At 59.1% G+C, this 19,029-nt stretch carries 17 protein-coding genes; 13 read left to right on the top strand and 4 right to left on the bottom strand.

The features are described 5' to 3' along the window. Nucleotides 1–53: 53 nt before the first annotated feature. The gene (locus B5E43_RS15085) at nucleotides 54–194 is read right to left on the bottom strand and encodes a hypothetical protein (protein WP_158098987.1); all 141 of its coding nucleotides are present in this window, start codon (nucleotides 192–194) and stop codon (nucleotides 54–56) included. A gap of 173 nt (nucleotides 195–367) precedes the next feature. Here B5E43_RS15085 and metA point away from each other — a divergent pair, with 173 nt between their 5' ends. The 11 genes from metA to B5E43_RS06655 all read left to right on the top strand — a co-directional run bounded on the left by metA (nucleotide 368) and on the right by B5E43_RS06655 (nucleotide 13,547). Beyond that, nucleotides 368–1,282 (top strand): homoserine O-succinyltransferase, encoded by a 915-nt coding sequence (metA, locus tag B5E43_RS06705; protein ID WP_087394854.1) that lies wholly within the window; start codon nucleotides 368–370, stop codon nucleotides 1,280–1,282. Nucleotides 1,283–1,431: 149 nt separating this feature from the next. Then, the gene (locus B5E43_RS06700) at nucleotides 1,432–1,806 is read left to right on the top strand and encodes a BlaI/MecI/CopY family transcriptional regulator (protein WP_087394851.1); all 375 of its coding nucleotides are present in this window, start codon (nucleotides 1,432–1,434) and stop codon (nucleotides 1,804–1,806) included. Next, on the top strand, nucleotides 1,799–2,710 hold the full coding sequence (locus B5E43_RS06695; protein WP_087394850.1) for a M56 family metallopeptidase: 912 nt from the start codon (nucleotides 1,799–1,801) through the stop codon (nucleotides 2,708–2,710). The genes B5E43_RS06700 and B5E43_RS06695 overlap by 8 nt, the downstream gene beginning before the upstream one ends. Before the next feature lie 56 nt (nucleotides 2,711–2,766). Beyond that, complete coding sequence (locus B5E43_RS06690; protein ID WP_087394848.1) at nucleotides 2,767–4,665, top strand: hypothetical protein; 1,899 nt, start codon at nucleotides 2,767–2,769, stop codon at nucleotides 4,663–4,665. 16 nt (nucleotides 4,666–4,681) lie between these two features. Then, on the top strand, nucleotides 4,682–6,886 hold the full coding sequence (locus B5E43_RS06685) for a hypothetical protein (RefSeq protein WP_087394846.1): 2,205 nt from the start codon (nucleotides 4,682–4,684) through the stop codon (nucleotides 6,884–6,886). A 252-nt stretch (nucleotides 6,887–7,138) separates the two neighbouring features. After that, complete coding sequence (locus tag B5E43_RS06680) at nucleotides 7,139–7,978, top strand: 3-hydroxyacyl-CoA dehydrogenase NAD-binding domain-containing protein (RefSeq protein ID WP_087394844.1); 840 nt, start codon at nucleotides 7,139–7,141, stop codon at nucleotides 7,976–7,978. Nucleotides 7,979–8,421: 443 nt separating this feature from the next. Then, nucleotides 8,422–9,564, top strand: coding sequence for an acyl-CoA dehydrogenase (locus tag B5E43_RS06675; protein WP_087394842.1), 1,143 nt, complete (start codon nucleotides 8,422–8,424; stop codon nucleotides 9,562–9,564). An 18-nt stretch (nucleotides 9,565–9,582) separates the two neighbouring features. Continuing rightward, nucleotides 9,583–10,383, top strand: a complete 801-nt coding sequence (gene acrB / locus B5E43_RS06670) for an acryloyl-CoA reductase electron transfer subunit gamma (RefSeq protein ID WP_087394840.1) — start codon at nucleotides 9,583–9,585, stop codon at nucleotides 10,381–10,383. A gap of 21 nt (nucleotides 10,384–10,404) precedes the next feature. After that, the gene (acrA, locus tag B5E43_RS06665; protein ID WP_206406951.1) at nucleotides 10,405–11,517 is read left to right on the top strand and encodes an acryloyl-CoA reductase electron transfer subunit beta; all 1,113 of its coding nucleotides are present in this window, start codon (nucleotides 10,405–10,407) and stop codon (nucleotides 11,515–11,517) included. A 133-nt stretch (nucleotides 11,518–11,650) separates the two neighbouring features. Next, a complete protein-coding gene (locus B5E43_RS06660) occupies nucleotides 11,651–12,061 on the top strand; it encodes a dipicolinate synthase subunit A N-terminal domain-containing protein (RefSeq protein ID WP_087394838.1) in 411 nt (136 codons plus the stop codon). Between the two features lie 82 nt (nucleotides 12,062–12,143). Beyond that, nucleotides 12,144–13,547 carry a recombinase family protein gene (locus B5E43_RS06655; RefSeq protein WP_087394836.1) on the top strand — a complete coding sequence of 468 codons (1,404 nt, stop codon included), beginning with the start codon at nucleotides 12,144–12,146 and terminating at the stop codon, nucleotides 13,545–13,547. Here B5E43_RS06655 and B5E43_RS06650 read toward each other — a convergent pair. Both B5E43_RS06650 and B5E43_RS06645 read right to left on the bottom strand, forming a co-directional pair. Continuing rightward, on the bottom strand, nucleotides 13,454–14,818 hold the full coding sequence (locus B5E43_RS06650; protein WP_087394834.1) for a penicillin-binding transpeptidase domain-containing protein: 1,365 nt from the start codon (nucleotides 14,816–14,818) through the stop codon (nucleotides 13,454–13,456). The genes B5E43_RS06655 and B5E43_RS06650 overlap by 94 nt on opposite strands. Continuing rightward, a complete protein-coding gene (locus B5E43_RS06645) occupies nucleotides 14,805–16,559 on the bottom strand; it encodes an FtsW/RodA/SpoVE family cell cycle protein (RefSeq protein ID WP_242964741.1) in 1,755 nt (584 codons plus the stop codon). Before B5E43_RS06645 ends, B5E43_RS06650 begins: the two co-directional genes overlap by 14 nt. Before the next feature lie 84 nt (nucleotides 16,560–16,643). Between B5E43_RS06645 and B5E43_RS06640 the strand changes: the two genes are divergently transcribed. Together B5E43_RS06640 and B5E43_RS06635 are read left to right on the top strand one after the other, a co-directional pair. Then, nucleotides 16,644–17,168, top strand: coding sequence for an NAD(P)-dependent oxidoreductase (locus B5E43_RS06640; RefSeq protein ID WP_242964740.1), 525 nt, complete (start codon nucleotides 16,644–16,646; stop codon nucleotides 17,166–17,168). 23 nt (nucleotides 17,169–17,191) lie between these two features. Further along, nucleotides 17,192–17,770: a dipicolinate synthase subunit B gene (locus tag B5E43_RS06635; protein WP_242964739.1), complete on the top strand. Its 579-nt coding sequence runs from the start codon at nucleotides 17,192–17,194 to the stop codon at nucleotides 17,768–17,770. 62 nt (nucleotides 17,771–17,832) lie between these two features. On the opposite strand, the gene B5E43_RS06630 is transcribed toward B5E43_RS06635, so the two are convergent. After that, nucleotides 17,833–19,002 (bottom strand): YgeY family selenium metabolism-linked hydrolase, encoded by a 1,170-nt coding sequence (locus B5E43_RS06630; RefSeq protein ID WP_087394832.1) that lies wholly within the window; start codon nucleotides 19,000–19,002, stop codon nucleotides 17,833–17,835. Nucleotides 19,003–19,029: the final 27 nt, after the last annotated feature.

The following is a 19,029-nucleotide window of genomic DNA, read 5'->3' as shown; positions in this document are numbered from 1 at the left end:
CACATCTTTTGTGCCGCGGCGGATTTTAATTTTATCACTTCATCCAGCCTTTGTCAAGAACTTCTTTCAAGTTTTTTCAAACTTTTTTCAGCTCTTTCATTCGCTGTCTGGCGTTGTGACCCTTGCGCTTTCGACTTTTTTTGCCCCGTCGCAAAGCGCTCGCTTATATTATCAAAAGCTGCGGTGGTTGTCAATACCTTTTTTCAATTTTCTTCCTCTTTTTTTCATTCTGTCCCGTTTTTCCGGATTTATGCATTTCTGTCCATCTATTGTGGACATTCTTCCGCAGAACTCCCACTTGCACAGAGACATTACTTGTGCTACTCTGATAACAGTTAAAATTCTTATTATAATAGGAGGGATTCCGATGCCCATTAAAATCCCAGACTCTCTCCCTGCCCGCGCCACTTTGGAGAGTGAAAACATCTTTGTCATGACCGAATACCGGGCCATTCATCAGGACATGCGCCCGCTGAATCTACTCATCCTCAATCTGATGCCCACCAAGATCGTCACCGAGACCCAGCTGCTGCGGAAGCTGTCCAACACCCCGCTTCAGGTTCAGGTGGAGCTGCTGCACACTTCCAGCCATGTCTCTCAGAATACCGATGCCGATCACCTCTCTTCCTTTTATACGACCTTCTCTCAGATCAAGGACCGGAAGTACGACGGCATGATCATCACCGGGGCCCCGGTGGAAAACCTGGACTTTACCGATGTGGATTACTGGGATGAGCTGTGTGAAATCATGACCTGGACCCGCACCCATGTCCACTCTACCTTACATATCTGTTGGGGCGCCCAGGCCGGCCTCTATTTCCATTACGGAATCCCCAAGTACTCGCTGCCGAAAAAGCTCTTTGGCGTATTTCCCCATACCATTGTAAAAAAGCAATCTCCCCTCTTCCGGGGCTTCGACGATGAGTTCTACGTCCCCCATTCCCGCTACACCGCCAATAAGCTGGAGGATATCCTGGCCCGGCCCGAACTGGAGCTGTTGGCCGTCTCCCCGGAAGCCGGTGTCTTTGCCGTGAAGAGCGAGGACAACCGCCGCTTCTTTATCACCGGTCACCCGGAGTATGACCCTGACACCCTGGCCAACGAGTATTTCCGGGACATCAAAAAGGGTCTGCACATCGACGTACCCGCTCATTACTTCCAGAACGACGATCCCTATCAGCCTCCTGTGGTGCGCTGGCGCTCCGCTGCCCAGCTGTTCTACAACAACTGGCTGAATTATTACGTCTATCAGACCACCCCCTACGACATTACCAAAATTTAACCGCGAGGAGTTTACGCTCCCCCGTTTTATCCGCCGGCTGTCCTCGGACAGCCGGCTTTTTCTGTAACTGCATTGTAACTTGACCCAAAGCGACTTCAATTGTAGTATTATCTTAGAAACTACATTTGAAGTAATCTTGGAGGCTACCCATGAAACGTTTACCTGACACAGAGTTGGAAGTAATGAAAGCGCTTTGGTCTTCCGGCCCTGACACGCCCCGCTCCGCGCTGGAGGAGGCCCTATCCCCCTTTGGCTGGGCCCCTAACACCATTAACACCTACCTCACCCGTCTGGTGGACAAGGGCTTTGTCTCTGTCCAGCGGGACCGCAAGGGCAACCGCTACTCCCCCCTGGTGGAGCGTGAGGAGTACCTGGCCTTCGACAGCCACAGTGTTCTTTCCCGGCTGTACGGAAGCTCCCCCCGAAACTTTGTGGCCGCTCTGGCCCGGGGCGGCTTGGCCAAGCGTGATGTGGAGGAGCTGCGTTCCCTGCTGGACGAGCTGAGCGGAGGAAGCCATGAGTGATTTCCTGACCCACCTGGCCGCCCTCTCTCTGGGCGGCGCTCTGGCTGGCCTGGCTCTCATGGCCGTCGCCCGCTTCACCCGCACCCGCTACGCTGCCCGGTGGCGCTGTCTGGCCTGGCTTCTCCTATGTCTGCGCCTGGTCATCCCAATACAGCTTTTACCCCAGCAATCCATGGAGCAGGCCCCCATCCAGCTCACCGCCCCAGCTATGGAACGCCCCATTTTGCCTCAGACTTCCCCTCAACCATCCCAGTCCCAGGGACAGTCCGGCCAGGGAAACCCCCCTTCCTCCAGCCAGCCATTCCAGCCCCCTGCCACCTTCGAGGAACCTACTCCTTCTCCTGATTCAGACTCCCCCTTGGCTGCCGTTTCCTTTTCCCATGTTCTTTTGCTGGTGTGGCTGCTGGGTCTGATTGCAGTGCTGGGCTGGAGCATTCTCTCCCACTTGCGTTTTCTCCGCTACCTTAAGCGCTGGGCCGCTCCCGTTCAGCAGGCTGATATTCTCCGCATCTACAACTCCCTGGGGGACAAGCTGGCTCTGCACCGCCGTCCCGGACTCCTGCTCTGCCCCGGACTGCCTGTCCCCATGCTGGCCGGGGTGGTCCGTCCGGTTCTCCTGCTTCCCCAGGACGCAACAGCGGGAAAAGATTTGGAATACGCCCTGCTCCACGAGCTCATTCATTACCGGCGCCGGGATATTTGGCTAAAAGCCCTGGCCCTGGCCGCCTCGGCGGTACACTGGTTCAACCCCCTCCTGTGGCTGATGCGCCGGGCAGTGGAACAGGACACCGAGCTTGCCTGCGACGAAGCGGCTCTGCTCCATCTCCCTCCCGAGGAACACACCGCCTATGGACAGACCATTCTCCACGCCGTCTCCCGCCTGAAAACCGTTCAGACCCTTTGACTTCATTATCTCCCCCTAATTCCTCTCCACCCCTATGTTTGATAAGGAGGTCCGACATGCGTACTCCCCATCCTCCCCGCTCTCCCTTCTCCACACCCCTGTCCGGGTCGGCACAGGAGACCGAGCTGCGACTGCGCAACATATTTCAATGGAAAAAGGGACGTCCTCCCATGTGGCTGCTGGGGCTGGCGCTGGCGGTCTGTCTGCTGTGCGGTTCCCTGGTATCCTGTCAATCCCAGCCCTCCATAGTACAAGATGACTCTCTGACCCAGCTTCTGCTGGAGCACACCACTCTCCCAGACGCGCCGGAAGGCACTCCGGTCACTGTCCAACTGCTGGCCCAAATTACCCAGGACGGCTACACCTTAGGCGCGGCTGCTGTCCAGCAGGGGAATCATTATTTACTGGTTCTGGGCGCGGTGGACAGCCACACTCTGACCCCCTGCGGCACCTTCTATCAGGCCGTCTCCAACCTCCCGCCCCACTGTATCGCCATCACCCGCTACGACGGCTCCCCCTCCCTACTCTACACCTGCAATGGGTTCAGCCAGGGGCTCAGCTACGGAGAAGCCGGACTGGTGGCGCTGAATGGAGATTCCATGGTCTGGGGCTGGCCCGTGGAGGGGGACCTCCGTGGGGAGGGCTCCTCCTCCAAAGCGGAGTATGACGCCTACTGGCAGTCCCACCACGCCCTGCTCGCTCCCGGCGGCGTAGATATCTTCACCCAGACAGACTATGCCATAATCACCGGAGACGGCCCCCAGTGGACTCCGGAGTCCAACGAACTGTTTTATCCCGCTGCCGAGGATGAACTGCCCATTGGAGTGATGTACCAGAGCCGGGTGTGGCTGGAGAAGTTTACCCGGGATAAGAACAATCCTCTGGACGCCGTCAACACCTCCGCTCTGTGGTCCATCCAGTCCCTTACGCCCGATGACTTCCAATACCTCAACCAAGCGGACTCCCAGTCTGCCTACACCCTGCTGGCCCGGGCAGACACCGACGACGGTCTCTATTTTGCCGCCCACATTCTCTTCGACCAGGAGACCGGCACCATTTCCACCGCCTATGACTACGCGGTGGGCTCCCTAGAGGAGGTAACGGAACAGGTATTGAGCGATCAAGCCCGGGAAGAAGCACGTTCCCAGTTCCAGCAAAGGGACGCGCTGATTCTGACCTACTACCAGCAGCCCTATCCGAGTCAGCGGTTCTACTGGCTGGACCAGGAGCCCTCCCAGCCCCAGGAAGGGGATACTCGTCTGGATTCCGTGGCCTACGCAGGAGAAGCCATCCTCTACGAGACCACCGGAGTGGCCTTCTCCGTCCAACGGAGCTTGTACTCCCACGGGCAGTGGTCTCCCTATCCCGAGCCCGCCCTCATCGTTCTCTCCCAGGGGCAGGACGGCTCCTTCCAGTCTGTTCTGGGCGAGCCCAACTTCTCCACTGACGGCATGGCCATTGAGGACGTCATCCGCCAAGTCAACTGGCATCTCTTGGACCTGGAGGTGTGCCTGTACCGGGACGGCTACCCCAATCCCATTGGCCCTGGGAATTGGTACGATCTATTCCGCCCCGCCTATGAGGGGGAACCGGACCTTCAGATTCTGGAGGGCTACACCCCCATCTACTACCCGGGCGACCACTGGGAGAGTTGGAGCGTGGAGGGCTTCTCCGCCCTGCGCTACTACCAGGCCGCAGCGGACCGCTACACCCTTAACTCCGTAGACGTCACCCGGGACGACCTTTACACGCCCCGTGGCATCCGGGTTGGGGCCACCCGGGCAGAGGTGCTGGCAGCCTATCCCGAAGCCGTCTCCAGGGACTACTGGGGGCTGTATCCCGAGCAGGACTACCTGTGGTACTCCAAGTACTCCAACGACTTTGGGGCGGCCATCCTCTTCTTTTTCCAGGGGGACACCCTGACCCAGATCACTTTGAACGGCATGTTTGACTGACCTCCAGGAGGTGCCTATGAAACTCTTATCCGTCCCCCGCTCTCCCTTCTCCACCCCCCTGTCCGGGTCTGCCCGGGAGACCGAGCTGCGCATCCGCAGTATTTTACAATGGAAAAAGGGACGGCCACCAGTGTGGTTTATCACTTTGGTGGCTTTAGCGGCCCTCCTGTGCGGATCCCTGGTCTCCTGTCAGAAGGACACCTCCTCCCCTACGCTGGTTATGGACCTGCAATACTACGACCAGTTGGGCAACTATGTGGAGGTCCCCGCCCTGGCCCTTCCCCAAGGGGAAGAAAACGAAACGGTACAGGCCATCAACGGGGAACTGGCCGCTCTGGCACAGCAGTACCGCACCGCCATCCAGCAGATTCCCCAGAACCAGCAGGGGGATTGGTTCCGCTGTCTGTGCTATCCCTCCCTGTCCGGCGACTATCTAAGCCTGGTTCTCTATCAGGATAGCCTGGGCGTTTATCAGGGCCTGATCGGCTCCAACCCAGTGCTGTCCTCTTGGGTATACAACTGGAACAGCAGGCATCTGGTTACCGAAGAGGAGGCCTGGAATCTGGCGGGCACCGACCTGGCCGCTCTGCGCGCCCAGCTGTCGGAGGAGATTGCCGCCGATCCCACAGACGACTGGGCCTTGGAGGAACTCAGCCTGGCCGGCTTCCGGGTGGGGGCAGGGGACCAAGTCACCCTCTATCTCTCTTCGGTCCACAACTCCTCCCACGATGTCCAGATGAACCGTTTCTACCAGTGGAAGGACGGAGTTTTTGCCCAGTATGACTCCCCGTACAGCCATCCGGACCGGGATGCGCTCCTGGTTCCCCCAGAGGAGACAATGGAGTTCTCCCCCGCCCTGTGGTGTCAGTGGGCTGCGGAGGATGAGGAACCGGAGGAGGGCTGGGACCCGGTGCCCATCAGCGAGTCCGTACAGAACTATTTACTGGCCCAGCGGGCCATTGAATCCTATGAATACCTCTACGGGGTGACCGAAACTCGCCTGCTCTCCCACACCCAGGGCTCCCGTACCCTGATGCTGGTGGAGAGTGCCGGAGCTCCCCATGTGGCCGGGCTGGACAATCTGGTTCTGGGGATATGGGATGCGGACACTCAGGATTTTGTGGGAGACTCCTTTGTGATGGGCGGCGACCGGGGGCTCTATTCCTACTGGGAGGCAGACGGGGAACTGTGGCTGCTGTGCTCCAATTCTATGACCTACCAGGGGGATGAGACTGCCAGCGTCCTGGGATTGTTCCGTTTTTCCGGTGGGGACCTGGAGCGGGTGGTTAGCCTGCCTCAGGCAGCCCTAGACTGCGGTGTGCTGCCCGACACGGAGGAGGCCCGCTGTCTGCTGTATCCCTTTGACTCCGACACCCAGGAGGGGCAGCGCTCCGAGAACTTCTGGCTTACCCGCCTGGCGGTCCCCGGGCTGGGTGGCTTCGATCTGTACGAAAAAAATCCAGCTTACGACCCCTATCACCCCACAGCGGATATGGGAGAACAGTGGCACTATGTGGGCTTTGTTTCCCTGGCTTCTATCCCCGATTCCGTCCGTTCTCAAGCCAGCACATCCACCCGGACAGCTTATGGGCAGACATTAGAGGATCTCCTGTTCCAGGGAAAGCTCCCGGACGGCACACAGCTGGATGCTCCCCTTCTGACCTCCGCCCCCGCCTCTGGCTATTCCGACCAGTTTGCCGTCTGCGATGTGGACGGGGATGGCCGGGAGGAACTGCTCCTCTCCCTATTCTCCACCATCACTGCCGGCCAGGGGACCTATGTACTGGACTATAATGAGGCCACCGATACGCTTCATCTCCAAACCCAGGCCCCAGATCGGCTGGGGCTGACCCCCACCTTTTATGAAAACGGGGCCGCCCTCTCCCCCTGGAGCCACAACCAAGGCTGGGCCAACCGTTTTTGGCCCTATGATGTATACCAGTATCAGGCTGAAACAGACACCTACCAATATTCCGGCAGCGTGGATGCCTGGGACCGGGAAGTCTCGGACCAAAACCCCGACTTCCCATCCTTCCCAGAGGACCTGGATGTGAGCGGCAGCGGCTTTCTCTACTATCTGAACGGGGACACAGACACCCCGGTGGACCAAGAGGTCTACCTCCAATGGCTGGAGGGGCACACAGCTAGCTCCTCTCCCCTCTCCATCCAATGGCGCAGCCTGACCCGGGGCAATATCCAGCGGCTGCTGGAGGAGGGCTAGAATACCGCGAAGCAAGAAAAGGCAACTTTTTATCAATATATGCACAGAAAAACCAGCAAACCGCCCAGCTTCTATGCCGTTTTTTATATTAACCATGGAAAAATTGTTGAAATATTCCTTCCTTTCCTCTTGCGTCTTTCTGAAAAAACAGGTATACTGTGTTTTAAGAGAGCGGGGCCGGTTTTCCCCCGGCCAACCCCGCCAGATCCGATCTGGCACACAATCTACATATTAAATTAGGAGGAACACAGTATGAAAGTCGCACTTTTCGGCGCCGGCACCATGGGCCGGGGCATCGCTCAGGTCTTCGCTGCCAAGGGCCACACCGTTTTGATGTACGCCAGCAGCCCTGCGTCCGCCCAGCGCCATAAGGATACCCTGGCCAAATCCCTGCAGAAGCGGGTGGAAAAGGGCAAGATGACCCAGGAGGCCGTGGACGCTCTGGTGGGCAACGTTCTGATCCCCCAGACCCATGAGGAAGCTGCCGACGTGGATCTGGTCATCGAGTGCGTCAAGGAGGAGATGGCCACCAAGAAGGAACTGCTCAATGAGCTGGACGGCTTCTGCAAGGAGGGCACCATCTTTGCCTCCAACACTTCCTCTCTCTCCATCACTGAGATGGGCAACGGCTTGAAGCATCCCGTCATTGGTATGCACTTCTTCAATCCCGTCCCCTCCATGAAGCTCATCGAGATCATCCGCGGTGCCAACACCACCCAGGAGACCTTCGACTTCATCTACAACCTGTCCAAGGAGATCGGCAAGGATCCCGTTGAGGTGGCTGAGGCCCCCGGCTTTGTGGTCAACAAGATCCTGATCCCCATGATCAACGAGGCCATCGGCCTGGTGGAGACCGGCGTGGCCTCCGTGGAGGACATCGACAAGGCTATGATGCTGGGCGCCAATCACCCCATGGGCCCCCTGGCTCTGGGCGACTTCGTGGGCCTGGACGTGTGTCTGGCTATTATGGAGACCCTGTTCAACGAGACCGGCGACCCCAAGTACCGCCCCGCTCTGCTGCTGAAGAAAATGGTCCGCGGCGGCATGCTGGGCAAGAAGTCCGGCAAGGGCTTCTACGACTACTCCAAGTAACAATTGTTCGGTTTTCAACGCCCCGGCGAGCCCAGCTCGCTGGGGCGTTTTTTCCCACGCTCTCCCCCTTTGTTTAATATTCGCATACTTCAATGTCAACATCCGCATATTTTTCTGTTTTTTACAATTTGTTCGTTAAAAAACTGTCAATTTTACCAGTTATGTCCCCCTTGCATTGGGGGGTGGAAATCGGTATAATTTTAAAGGTAAGCACCTATGTCATCTATATAAGACCGCCGCAACAACGGGAAATTGTCCCCTGTTGCGCTTTTTTCGGGTTTTCTTTGTTAAATTTCTAACAATATGGCCGCCCGTAGATGACAAAATTTCCGTTGTATCATCTGCTCCGCTGCCCGGTTCTCCGCCATCCCGGTCAGGTGGCTGGCTCCGGGGTAAGAGCGCTTCGATGATTCCCCAAGTAAAAAATGTAGGAGGACTGAAAAATGGATTTTCATCTGACGAAAGAACAAGAGATGGTCCGCAAGATGTACCGCGAGTTCGCCGAAACCGAAGTCAAGCCCCTGGCTGAGGAGCTGGACGAGGAGGAGCGCTTCCCCATGGAGACCGTGGAGAAGATGGGCAAGCTGGGCATGATGGGCATCTACTTCCCCAAGCAGTACGGCGGCGCTGGTGGCGACGTGCTGTCCTATGCCATGTGCGTGGAGGAGCTGGCCAAGGTGTGCGGCACCACCGCCGTTATCGTCTCCGCCCACACCTCCCTGTGCTGCGCCCCCATCTTTGAGCACGGCACTGAGGAGCAGAAGATGAAGTACCTGCCTGACCTGCTCTCCGGCAAGAAGATCGGCGCCTTTGGCCTCACCGAGCCCAACGCCGGTACTGACGCCTCCGGCCAGCAGACCACCGCCGTTCTGGAGGGCGACCACTACGTCCTCAACGGCTCCAAGTGCTTCATCACCAACGGCACCGTGGCCTCCACCTTCGTGGTCTTCGCCATGACCGACAAGTCCCTGGGCAACCACGGCATCTCCGCCTTCATCGTGGAGAAGGACTTCCCCGGCTTCTCCGTGGGCAAGCACGAGAAGAAGATGGGTATCCGCGGCTCCTCCACCTGCGATCTGATCTTTGAGGATTGCATCGTGCCCAAGGAGAACCTGCTGGGCAAAGAGGGCCAGGGCTTCAAGATCGCTATGATGACCCTGGACGGCGGCCGTATCGGCATCGCTGCTCAGGCCCTGGGCCTGGGCGAGGGCGCCATCGACGAGGCCATCAAGTACACCAAGGAGCGCGTTCAGTTCAAGAAGCGCCTGTCCCAGTTCCAGAACACCCAGTTCCAGCTGGCCGATATGCACACCCGTATGCAGGCCGCCCAGTATCTGGTCTATGCCGCTGCCATGAAGAAGCAGAACCACGAGCCCTACTCCATGGATGCCGCTATGGCCAAGCTGTTTGCCGCCGAGTCCGCCTCCGACGTGACCCGCCGCGCTGTTCAGCTCTTCGGCGGTTACGGCTACACCCGTGAGTATCCTGTGGAGCGCATGATGCGTGACGCCAAGATCACCGAGATCTACGAGGGCACTTCCGAGGTCCAGCGCATGGTCATTTCCAGCCACCTGGGCGTGAAATAAGTTAGGAGGCAGATTGAAATGAAAATCATTGTTTGTGTCAAGCAGGTCCCCGATACCTCCGGTAAGGTGGCCGTCAACCCCGATGGTACTCTGAATCGTGCCTCCATGGCCACCATCACCAACCCCGATGACCTGAACGCCGTTGAGGCCGCTCTGACCCTGAAGGAGCAGACCGGCGCTGAAGTCATCGTTATCTCCATGGGCCCCCCTCCTGCCGAGGGCATGCTGCGTGAAGTGATCGCCCGCGGCGCTGACCGGGCCGTTCTGGTTTCCGGCCGTGAGTTCGGCGGTTCTGATACTTACGCCACCTCTCAGATCCTGGCCGCTGCCATCAACAAGATCGGCGTGGAGAAGGACGACATCGTGATGTGCGGCCGTCAGGCTATCGACGGCGACACCGCTCAGGTCGGTCCCCAGATCGCTGAGAAGCTGGGTCTGCCCCAGGTCTCCTATGCTGCCGAGATCAAGAAGGATGGCGACACCCTCACCATCAAGCGCATGCTGGAGGACGGCTACATGACCATCAAGGTCAAGACCCCCTGCCTCATCACCTGCATTAAGGAGCTGAATGCTCCCCGTTACATGAGCGTGGGCGGCGTCTTCGAGTGCTACTCCAAGCCCTATGAGATCTTCGACTACAACACCCTGAAGGACGATCCCCTCATCGATCCCACCACCATCGGCCTGAAGGGCTCCCCCACCAACATCTTCAAGTCCTTCACTCCTCCTCAGAAGGGTGTGGGCATGATGCTGGAAGGCGCCGACAAGGCCACCTGCGAAAAGCTGGCCGGCATTCTGGCCGCCAAGCACTTGATCTGATAGAAGGGAGAATTGAAGAATATGTCTACTTACAACAGTGCTGCTATCGAGGAATTCAACGGCGGCGTTTGGGTATTTTGTGAGCAGCGTCAGGGCAAGATGATGCCCACCTCCTTCGAGCTGATCTCCGAGGGCCGCAAGCTGGCCGACGAGCTGGGCTCCAAGCTGTACGGCATCCTGCTGGGCCACAACATCGAGGGCATTGCCAAGGAGCTGGGCGGCTACGGCGCTGACGGTGTCTATGTCTGCGACCACCCCCTGCTGGCTAACTACACCACTGACGGCTACACCAAGGTCATCTGCGACGTGATCGAGACCTACAAGCCCGAGGTCATGCTCATCGGCGCTACCAACATTGGCCGCGACCTGGGCCCCCGCTGCGCTGCCCGTCTGCACACCGGTCTGTGCGCCGACTGTACTCACCTGGACATCGACGTACCCAAGTACAAGGAGTTCCTGCGCTCCGCCTCCACTCTGACCCCCGAGGTCATTGACGCCATCAAGGAGGACGACCGCAACCTGAAGATGACCCGTCCCGCTTTCGGCGGCCACCTGATGGCCACCATCATCTGCCCCCGCTTCCGTCCCGCCATGGCCACTGTCCGCCCCGGCGTGATGAAGAAGGCCGAGTTCAACCAGGCCAAGGCCGACGCCTGCGAGATCATCAAGCCCGAGTTCTCCCTCACCGAGGCCGATATGCAGACCGAGGTCGTGGAGGTCGTCAAGGCCGCCAAGAAGCTGGTTGACCTGATCGGCGCCGACGTGGTCGTCTCCGTGGGCCGTGGTATCTCCAAGGACGTCCAGGGCGGCATCAAGCTGGCTGAGGAGCTGGCTGAGGTTCTGGGCGGCGTCGTGGGCGGCTCTCGTGCCACCATCGACTCCGGCTGGCTGTCTGCTGACCACCAGGTCGGCCAGACCGGCAAGACTGTTCACCCCAAGATCTATGTTGCTCTGGGTATCTCCGGCGCCATCCAGCACAAGGCTGGTATGCAGGATTCCGAGTGCATCATTGCCGTGAACAAGAACGACACCGCTCCCATCTTCGAGATCGCCGACTACGGTATCTGCGGCGACCTGTTCAAGGTCACTCCCATGCTCATCGAGGCCATCAAGGCTGCCAAGGCTGCCAAGTAAGATCGGTTTCTTTGTCCTACCTACCCAAAGCCCGTCCCCTTTGAAAGGGGACGGGCTTTTTTCTTTGTTTGGTCGGAACCCCATGTTTTTCACCGGCATAGTCTGAGTCAGCACAGCACAGGAGGGGAAAACCATGAAACATGAGCTAAATGTTTGGGTCATCGGCGGTGATATGCGCCAGGCCAAGCTGGCCCAATTGCTGGCAGAGGATGGACACACCGTCCACACCTATGCCCTGGACCCGGGCCCAGAGTCCATACCCGGAATCTTCCCGGAAGAAAATTTAAATCAAGCGGTACGGGCTGACTGTGTGGTACTGCCCCTCACCGTCTCTGTCGGAAACGGACTGCTCAACGCCCCTCTCTCCCTTTCCGAGCATCCCCTGGGCCCCATCCTGGACCGGCTCACCCCCCGTCAATTTCTCTGCGGCGGGCGTGTGGACCCGGAAACCCGGGCTATGGCGGAGGAGCGAGGGCTCACCCTCCACGACTATTTTACCCGGGAGGAATTGGCAGTAGCCAATGCAGTGCCCACCGCATTGTAGCTGGGACACATCTCGGTCAGCTTTCCTCTCCCCATGCATATAGTGGCGTTGGGGACTCTGTCCCCGGAAGGGAGATGATTCCATGGAGAAATCCAGCCTGCGGGTAGCCGCCTACTGCCGCGTCTCCACCGACAAGGAGGATCAGCGCAACTCCTTGTCCGCCCAGCAGAACTTTTTTCAAACCTATCTGGAATCTCACCAGGAGTGGGTTGCCGTGGGCATCTTTGCCGATGAAGGGCTGTCCGGCACCTCCATCAAACGCCGGCCCCAATTTTCCCGGATGATTCAGCAGGCCCTAGCGGGTGAGATCGACTTGATTTTGACCAAGGAGGTGTCCCGTTTCGCCCGCAACACGGTGGATACCCTCCAGATCACCCGCCGCTTGAAGGAGGCCGGCGTGGGGGTGGTATTCCTCAGCGATCACATTGACACCCGGGACAACGACGGGGAATTTCGCCTGACCATTATGGCCAGCGTGGCCCAGGAGGAGAGCCGTAAAATCTCAGAGCGCACCCGATGGGGCCAGACCCAGGCCATGAAGCGTGGGGTGGTCTTCGGCAACAGCTCTATCTACGGCTACCGCCTCTCTAAGGGCGTGCTCACCGTCCACCCCCAGCAGGCCCAGGTGGTCCGGGCCATATACCACAAATACTTGCAGGAGGACAAGGGGGCCTACACCATCGCCCGGGAGCTGACTCAGGCCAAGGTACCACCCCCCTTACGCCCGGATGGTCCCTGGTCCTCCACCATGGTGCTGCGCATCCTGCGCAACGAGAAGTATGCAGGCGATCTGCTCCAAAAGAAGTACCGCACCACAGATCACTTGACCCACCGCAAAATCCCAAATGACGGCACAGAGGAGCAGTTTTTCTTTTCAAACCATCATTCTCCTATTGTCAGCCATGAGGACTTTTCCGCCGTGCAGCAGGAGCTGAAGCGGAGGAACGCTCTGCACCGGAAGGGACAGGGCTGCGTCCCCCGGCACTGGTACTCCGGAAAGATCCGCTGCGCCCTGTGCGGGGCATCCTTCACCTGCAAATGCACCCGCCGCCCCAACGGAAAGGAGTACCGGCGATTTGTGTGCCGGGGACGGCTTAGTGGCAGCGGCTGCACCGCCCCTGCCCTCCCCGGCCAAACCCTGTTTGCCTACCTGGGTCAGCTTCTGCTCCTCCTTCCCCTGAATTGGACCACCATCCGCCGCCAGGTACTGCTCTCCCCGGAGGTGGCCCTTCTCCCCGGCTCTATGGCTGCCCAAAAGATGGAAGAACGGCTGCAAAATGGGGAGGCGGTGCTGGACGCGGTTTTCCGCTCCCTCACCGTCTCCCCGGATTCTCTTCTGATAGAATTAGAGGAGGTTCCCCTCTCCTTCCGTATCCCCCTTGATGTTTCTAATCAGTCCAACGCCGCCTTCAGCACCTTGGAGGCCACCGTACCAGCCACATCGGAGCCGCTACCCCCGTTCTCCACCAGCACTACAAAGGCATAGGGTGCGTCCTCATTGCGCAGGAAGCCGGCAAACCAGGCATGGGGCTTTTGATCGCTCCCCACCTCCGCTGTTCCGGACTTGGCACACAGGTCCATCCCGGGAAAGCGCTTGGTTCCATAGGTCTGTGTCACGTTGTTGGCCATCATATCGGTGATTTCCTTGGCCGTGTCTTGGGCAATGAGTCGTCCCGTTTTTTTGGTAAATTGGGGCAGGTCCGGCCATCCCGGGGTATCCACCTTTTGGACAAGGGTGGGGACGGCTGCCTTCCCCCCATTGGCAATGGCCCCCATATACACCATGAGGGCACAGGGATTGACACTGTCGTGGTACTGGCCCACGCCGGACCAGGCCAGGTCATTTTCCGTCAGACTCCCCTGGAAGGTAAAGGTCCCTTTTGCAGTTGGAATCCCACTGACAGAATAGGACTTGGTCAACCCCGCCTTCTGGGTATATTCCTCCAGGGTTGCACCCCCCAGCTCCACGGCCAGCTGCCCAAAGACCACATTGCAGGAGTTGGCCAGCGCCTGTTCAATGGTCTGCTCCCCATGGGCCGAGGTACAGGTCACCGTCCCATCTCCAATCTGGGCGCTCCCCTCACATTTCCAGGTCCGCTCCATCAGATCGGGGATCTGCTCCAAAGCGGCCGACAGGGTAACCAGCTTAAACACCGAACCGGGAGTGAAGGTGGAGGAGAGGCAGCGGTTGAGATACACTCCCTCATAGTCCGGATTGGTCTCCAAGTCATCTGGGATGTTTCGCGGATCATAGGAGGGGGAGGAGACCATGCAGAGCACCTCGCCCGTCTGATAATTATAGACCGCCACCGCGCCTTTTTTCCCGTTCAGCGCCTGATAGGCCACCTCGTTGAGCTGGGCATCGATGGTCAGATACAGCTGGTTTCCCCGCTCCGCCCCATAGGCCCCTCCCAAGAGAGTGTAGCCCGTCAGTTCCTTGGCAAAGGCGGTGAGCGCCCCAGTTCCAATGTTTCCATAGGGGTCTCCCACCACATGCAGGATCGCCTTGCGCATCGTCTTCCCATCTATATACACACGCTCTCCGTCCTCGTTGACCCAGCAAAGGGGAGTGCCATACCGGTCCAGCACCGTGCCGCTTATCAGCATGCCCTGGCTGTTATAGAGGTGGCGGTTAAAGGCGGAGGAGGCCCACCGGGTGCCGCTGAGTCCAAAGCGGACCAAAAACACCAGCAGTCCAAACACCAGACAGCCCGCCAGCACTAGACACAAAACCGCCCGCCGTTCAAGCTTTTTCATCCGCTCCCCCTCCCTTGGGCTTTTCCGCCCGGTCTTTGCCCACCACAAAGCTGGACCGCTCCCGAGTGTCCGCCCCCTTCAGAAAGGCCAACAGTCCCCAGGAGGCGATCATGGCCGACCCTCCGTTGGACACGAAGGGGAAGGTCACTCCCGTCAAGGGCAAAAGGTCCATGGCTCCAAACACATTCAAACAGGTCTGAACTACCAGCAGCGACCCGGCCGCACAGGCGGCGATGGTGGGGAAGGCAGACCGGCCCACCCCGCAGACCCGGGCGGCAAATACCGCCAGCGTCACAATGGACAACACCGCCAATACGGCAATGATCAGTCCCCACTCCTCGCACAACATTCCAAACACCAAATCGGTATCCGCCGCTCCAATCCGGTGCAGCCATCCGTTGCCTCCGCCCATCCCCACCAGGCCGCCGGAGGCGGCGGCAGACATGGCCCGGGTCTGTTGATACCCGGTAGTGGAGGCCGCCTCCCAGGCGTGGCCCCAGGAGGCAAAGCGCTGAAAAATGTAGGGTTTGAACTGTAGCACCAACAGTCCGGCAAATGCCGCTCCTCCAGTAATCAGAGAAAGCGTGGCAAAATCCCCGGAACGCAGATAGGCGATCACTAGGAAGGTGGCAAAGAAAATACAGGCGGTCCCAAAATCGCTCATCAGGGCCAGGCACAGCAGGCATACACCGGTAAGCACCATGAATAGCCCCAAATTTCGCTTATGGAACAGCCGCTCCAAAGAGGCCGCCCCGGCAAAGATATAGAAAATCTTCGCCACCTCAGAGGGCTGAAAGGAGAGCGGCCCCAGAATAATCCAGTTGGACGCGCCAAACTTGGTTTTCCCTATCACCAAGGTTACCGACAGCAACCCCACAGCCATAGCTGCCATGAGCCAGCGCATTTTTTGGATGCGGCTGGGGTCCCGCATGAAAATTCCCAGTGCCAGCATAAACAACAGTCCCAGCACCACCGCAATGAGCTGTTTCACCGCCGCACCGGGAGCGGAGGAGATGGTCACCGCCAGGGACAGGGTGGAGAGAAAAAAGGCGATGGTCTCCATCTCAAAGCCCCGGGCCCCGGCCCCACGCATAACAAGGAAGTAGATCCACATGACCACGGACAACGCGGGCAGCACCAGGGGAGCCCAACCCTCCTCCTCACTTTTCAGAAAGAACTGGACCGCGGCCAAGAGCTGAAACAGGGTCAGCCAGATCAACGAAGGCCACATGGGCAGCGGCTGCTCCATGCGCCGCCGGGCAGCCAGGTGCTCCTCTTCCTCCTGGGACAGGGGCAGAAATAGCAGCTCCACCCCGCCTACCCAGAGGGTGTCCCCCACCTGCAACGGAGCACTGCCGGAAACCGGCTTGCCGTTGACCTTCGTGCCCCCCTTGGACCCTAAGTCCTCCACCCGCCACTGTCCCTTTCCCTCCCGAATCAGGGCAGCGTGCTGCCGGGACACCGTGGGCAGGTCCAGTCGGATATCCGCCAGGGGAGCCCGACCCAAAATGTTTTCCCAGCGGGTGATGGGAATACTGCCCCCACCAGGCAGGGCCAGCTGGCCCCAGCGCTCTCCCGCCCGGGGGACGCGGAGCAGTCCGCGAATGGCCCGAATCAAAATGAGTAGGGCCAGCAACGGGAAGACAAAGCGCACCAAAGTAAAGAACCATCCCTCGATCTGTGGATGGGCACCCAGCAGCTGGGCCAGGTGTAGACGAAATTGAGTAATGGTTTCAAGCAAAAGAACCCCTCCTTTCGGGGACCTAGAGAGCAAACAGCTTTTCCACTTCACAGAGAAACGGATTGCGGATATTGTATCACAGATTTGACAGAAATCAAAGGCCCTGTGTGTCCCTCCGCCAATGCGCTCCCCACCGCAGAGGGGGCCATCCAGCTGGCCATGGAGCACCTGCCCATCACCATCCACGGCGCCCGCGTTCTGATCATTGGCTTTGGGCGAGTGGGTCGCATAACTGCCCAGCGCTTTGCCGCCCTGGGTGCCCGGGTGACGGTAGCCGCCCGGAAATATGAACAGCTGGCCTGGGCCCAGGCCATGGGCTTTGGTGGGCAGCAGCTGGAGCATCTGGTGGGTTGGCTGTGTGGCTACGACCTGGTGGTGAACACGGTCCCCGCCCTGGTTCTTGGCCGGGGGGAGCTGGAGGATCTGAAACCCGACTGCCTCATCCTGGACCTGGCCTCCAAACCCGGAGGAGTGGACCTGTCCGCGGCGGGCGACCTGGGGTTGACCGTGGTTTGGGCTTTGTCTCTGCCGGGGAAGGTGGCTCCCGTGACCGCAGGGGCCGCCATCAAAAGCACCATTTACAACATGCTCCGTGAGCTGGGCCGATGATGGCCCGGAAAGGAAGGGATTTTTTGAACGAATTGACCATTGGATTTGCCGTCTGCGGGTCCTTCTGTACCCACGCCAAGGCCATTGCCGCCCTGGAACAGGTGCGCGCCCACTGGGAACACGTCATTCCCATCGTTTCGGAATGCACCGCTGACACGGACACCCGGTTTGGAAGCGCCCACGATTTGATGCGGGAGATGGAGCGCATCTGCGACCACCGGGTGATCTCCTCCATCCAGGCCGCCGAACCTATCGGGCCCCAAAAGCTGCTGGATTTACTGATTATCTGTCCCTGCACAGGAAATACCCTGGGTAAGCTGGCTGCCGGCATCACTGACACCAGCGTCACCATGGCCGCCAAAGCCCACTTACGCAACGACCGTCCCCTGTTGATCGCTCCATCCACCAACGACGGCCTGGCTGCCTCTGCCGCCAACATAGGGACCCTTTTGACCCGGAAACAGGTCTATTTTGTCCCCTTTGGCCAGGATGACCCGGAGAAAAAGCCCACCTCCCTCATTTCGGATTTCTCTCTGGTGGTCCCTGCCGCCCAGGCCGCCCTGGAAGGGCGGCAGCTCCAGCCCCTCCTGCTCCGGCAATAAAATTCGGGACGCCTCCCCCTGGGAGGCGTCCCTCTTACCATTTTGCCGGCAGCTTTACTTCTTTACAACAGCTCCATCAGCTTTGTGTAAAATTGGCAGGCCTGCTGAATTTTTTCCACGGAACAGCACTCATCCCGCATATGGGAGAGCTTATATTCTCCCACCCCAAAGCCGATGGTAGGGATTCCCATAGACACCGGCACCACCGCGTTGGTCCCGAAGTCCCAGAAATCATACCCTTCTGGCTCCCGGCCGAAGGTCTGGGCGTAGGCCTGGACACAGGCTTGGGTCAAAGGGTGGTCCTCCCCAATTCGCCAGGGGGCGTGGGCGGGCTCGTAGATCAATTCCTTCCCCGTCCAACTGGTGCGGCGGAGCGTGCCCTTCTCCCAGTGGGCGTCTTTCCCCTTGATCAGCTCGTCCAGTTCCTTCCAGACCTGCTCCACCGTCTCCCCCAGCCGCAGGCGGCGGTCCAGATAGATCTCGCACTGGCTGGGCACCGCATTGAGAGAGGCGGAGACGCTGGAAATCTGGGACAAAACGACGGTCCCTCCCCCCGGAGTCTGGCTCAGGCGGCGGTTAAGCTCCTCCACCCGGGTGATGATCTCCGCCATCTCATACACGGCGTTGACCCCTTTCTCCGGTGCGGAGCCGTGGGCGGACACTCCGTGGGTAATAATGCGAGCCTGGACCTTTCCGGTGTGGCCTAATGTGATGGTGTTATCTGAAGGCTCACAGATGATACAGTAGTCGGGCCGAATCCCCGCGTCCCGATAAAAGTGCTCCAGACACACCCCGTCACAGTATTCCTCGCACACCGAGCCGGTGACATACACCGTCTTGCCCTCCAGCAGTCCCTCTCGCTTGGCCAGGGCCGCTGCGAACACCGAGGCGCTCAGGCTGGACTTCATGTCCACCGAGCCCCGCCCATAGAGCATCCCGTCCACGATCTCTCCTCCGAAGGGTGGGCTAACCCACTCCTCCCCGTCGTGGACCTCGACGGTATCCATGTGGGAATCGAAGTGGAGAACCTTGGGTCCGCTGCCCACCCGGCCCACCACGTTTCCAACTGGATCGATATAAGCCTGGTCAAATCCAAGCTCCTCCATCTTGTCCCGAATCAGAGCGGCGTAGGCCCCCTCCTGATCGGAATAGCTGGGGGTCTGTACCCCGGCCTTCACAAAGGAAATGAGTGCCCGACCATATTCCGCCGTCCATCCCGTCTGCTGCTCCATCCCATACCCCTCCTGCTTCGTTTGGAT

Source organism: Flavonifractor sp. An100, assembly GCF_002161175.1.
Taxonomy (GTDB): Bacteria; Bacillota; Clostridia; order Oscillospirales; family Oscillospiraceae; genus Lawsonibacter.
This window is presented reverse-complemented; position numbering and strand designations above follow the sequence as displayed.

Excerpts from the sequence above, each read along its gene's own strand:
- metA (WP_087394854.1), top strand. The coding sequence starts at position 368 with ATGCCCATTAAAATCCCAGACTCTCTCCCTGCCCGCGCCACTTTGGAG.
- B5E43_RS06700 (WP_087394851.1), top strand. The coding sequence starts at position 1,432 with ATGAAACGTTTACCTGACACAGAGTTGGAAGTAATGAAAGCGCTTTGG.
- B5E43_RS06695 (WP_087394850.1), top strand. The coding sequence starts at position 1,799 with ATGAGTGATTTCCTGACCCACCTGGCCGCCCTCTCTCTGGGCGGCGCT.
- B5E43_RS06690 (WP_087394848.1), top strand. The coding sequence starts at position 2,767 with ATGCGTACTCCCCATCCTCCCCGCTCTCCCTTCTCCACACCCCTGTCC.
- B5E43_RS06685 (WP_087394846.1), top strand. The coding sequence starts at position 4,682 with ATGAAACTCTTATCCGTCCCCCGCTCTCCCTTCTCCACCCCCCTGTCC.
- B5E43_RS06680 (WP_087394844.1), top strand. The coding sequence starts at position 7,139 with ATGAAAGTCGCACTTTTCGGCGCCGGCACCATGGGCCGGGGCATCGCT.
- B5E43_RS06675 (WP_087394842.1), top strand. The coding sequence starts at position 8,422 with ATGGATTTTCATCTGACGAAAGAACAAGAGATGGTCCGCAAGATGTAC.
- acrB (WP_087394840.1), top strand. The coding sequence starts at position 9,583 with ATGAAAATCATTGTTTGTGTCAAGCAGGTCCCCGATACCTCCGGTAAG.
- acrA (WP_206406951.1), top strand. The coding sequence starts at position 10,405 with ATGTCTACTTACAACAGTGCTGCTATCGAGGAATTCAACGGCGGCGTT.
- B5E43_RS06660 (WP_087394838.1), top strand. The coding sequence starts at position 11,651 with ATGAAACATGAGCTAAATGTTTGGGTCATCGGCGGTGATATGCGCCAG.
- B5E43_RS06655 (WP_087394836.1), top strand. The coding sequence starts at position 12,144 with ATGGAGAAATCCAGCCTGCGGGTAGCCGCCTACTGCCGCGTCTCCACC.
- B5E43_RS06650 (WP_087394834.1), bottom strand. The coding sequence starts at position 14,818 with ATGAAAAAGCTTGAACGGCGGGCGGTTTTGTGTCTAGTGCTGGCGGGC.
- B5E43_RS06630 (WP_087394832.1), bottom strand. The coding sequence starts at position 19,002 with ATGGAGCAGCAGACGGGATGGACGGCGGAATATGGTCGGGCACTCATT.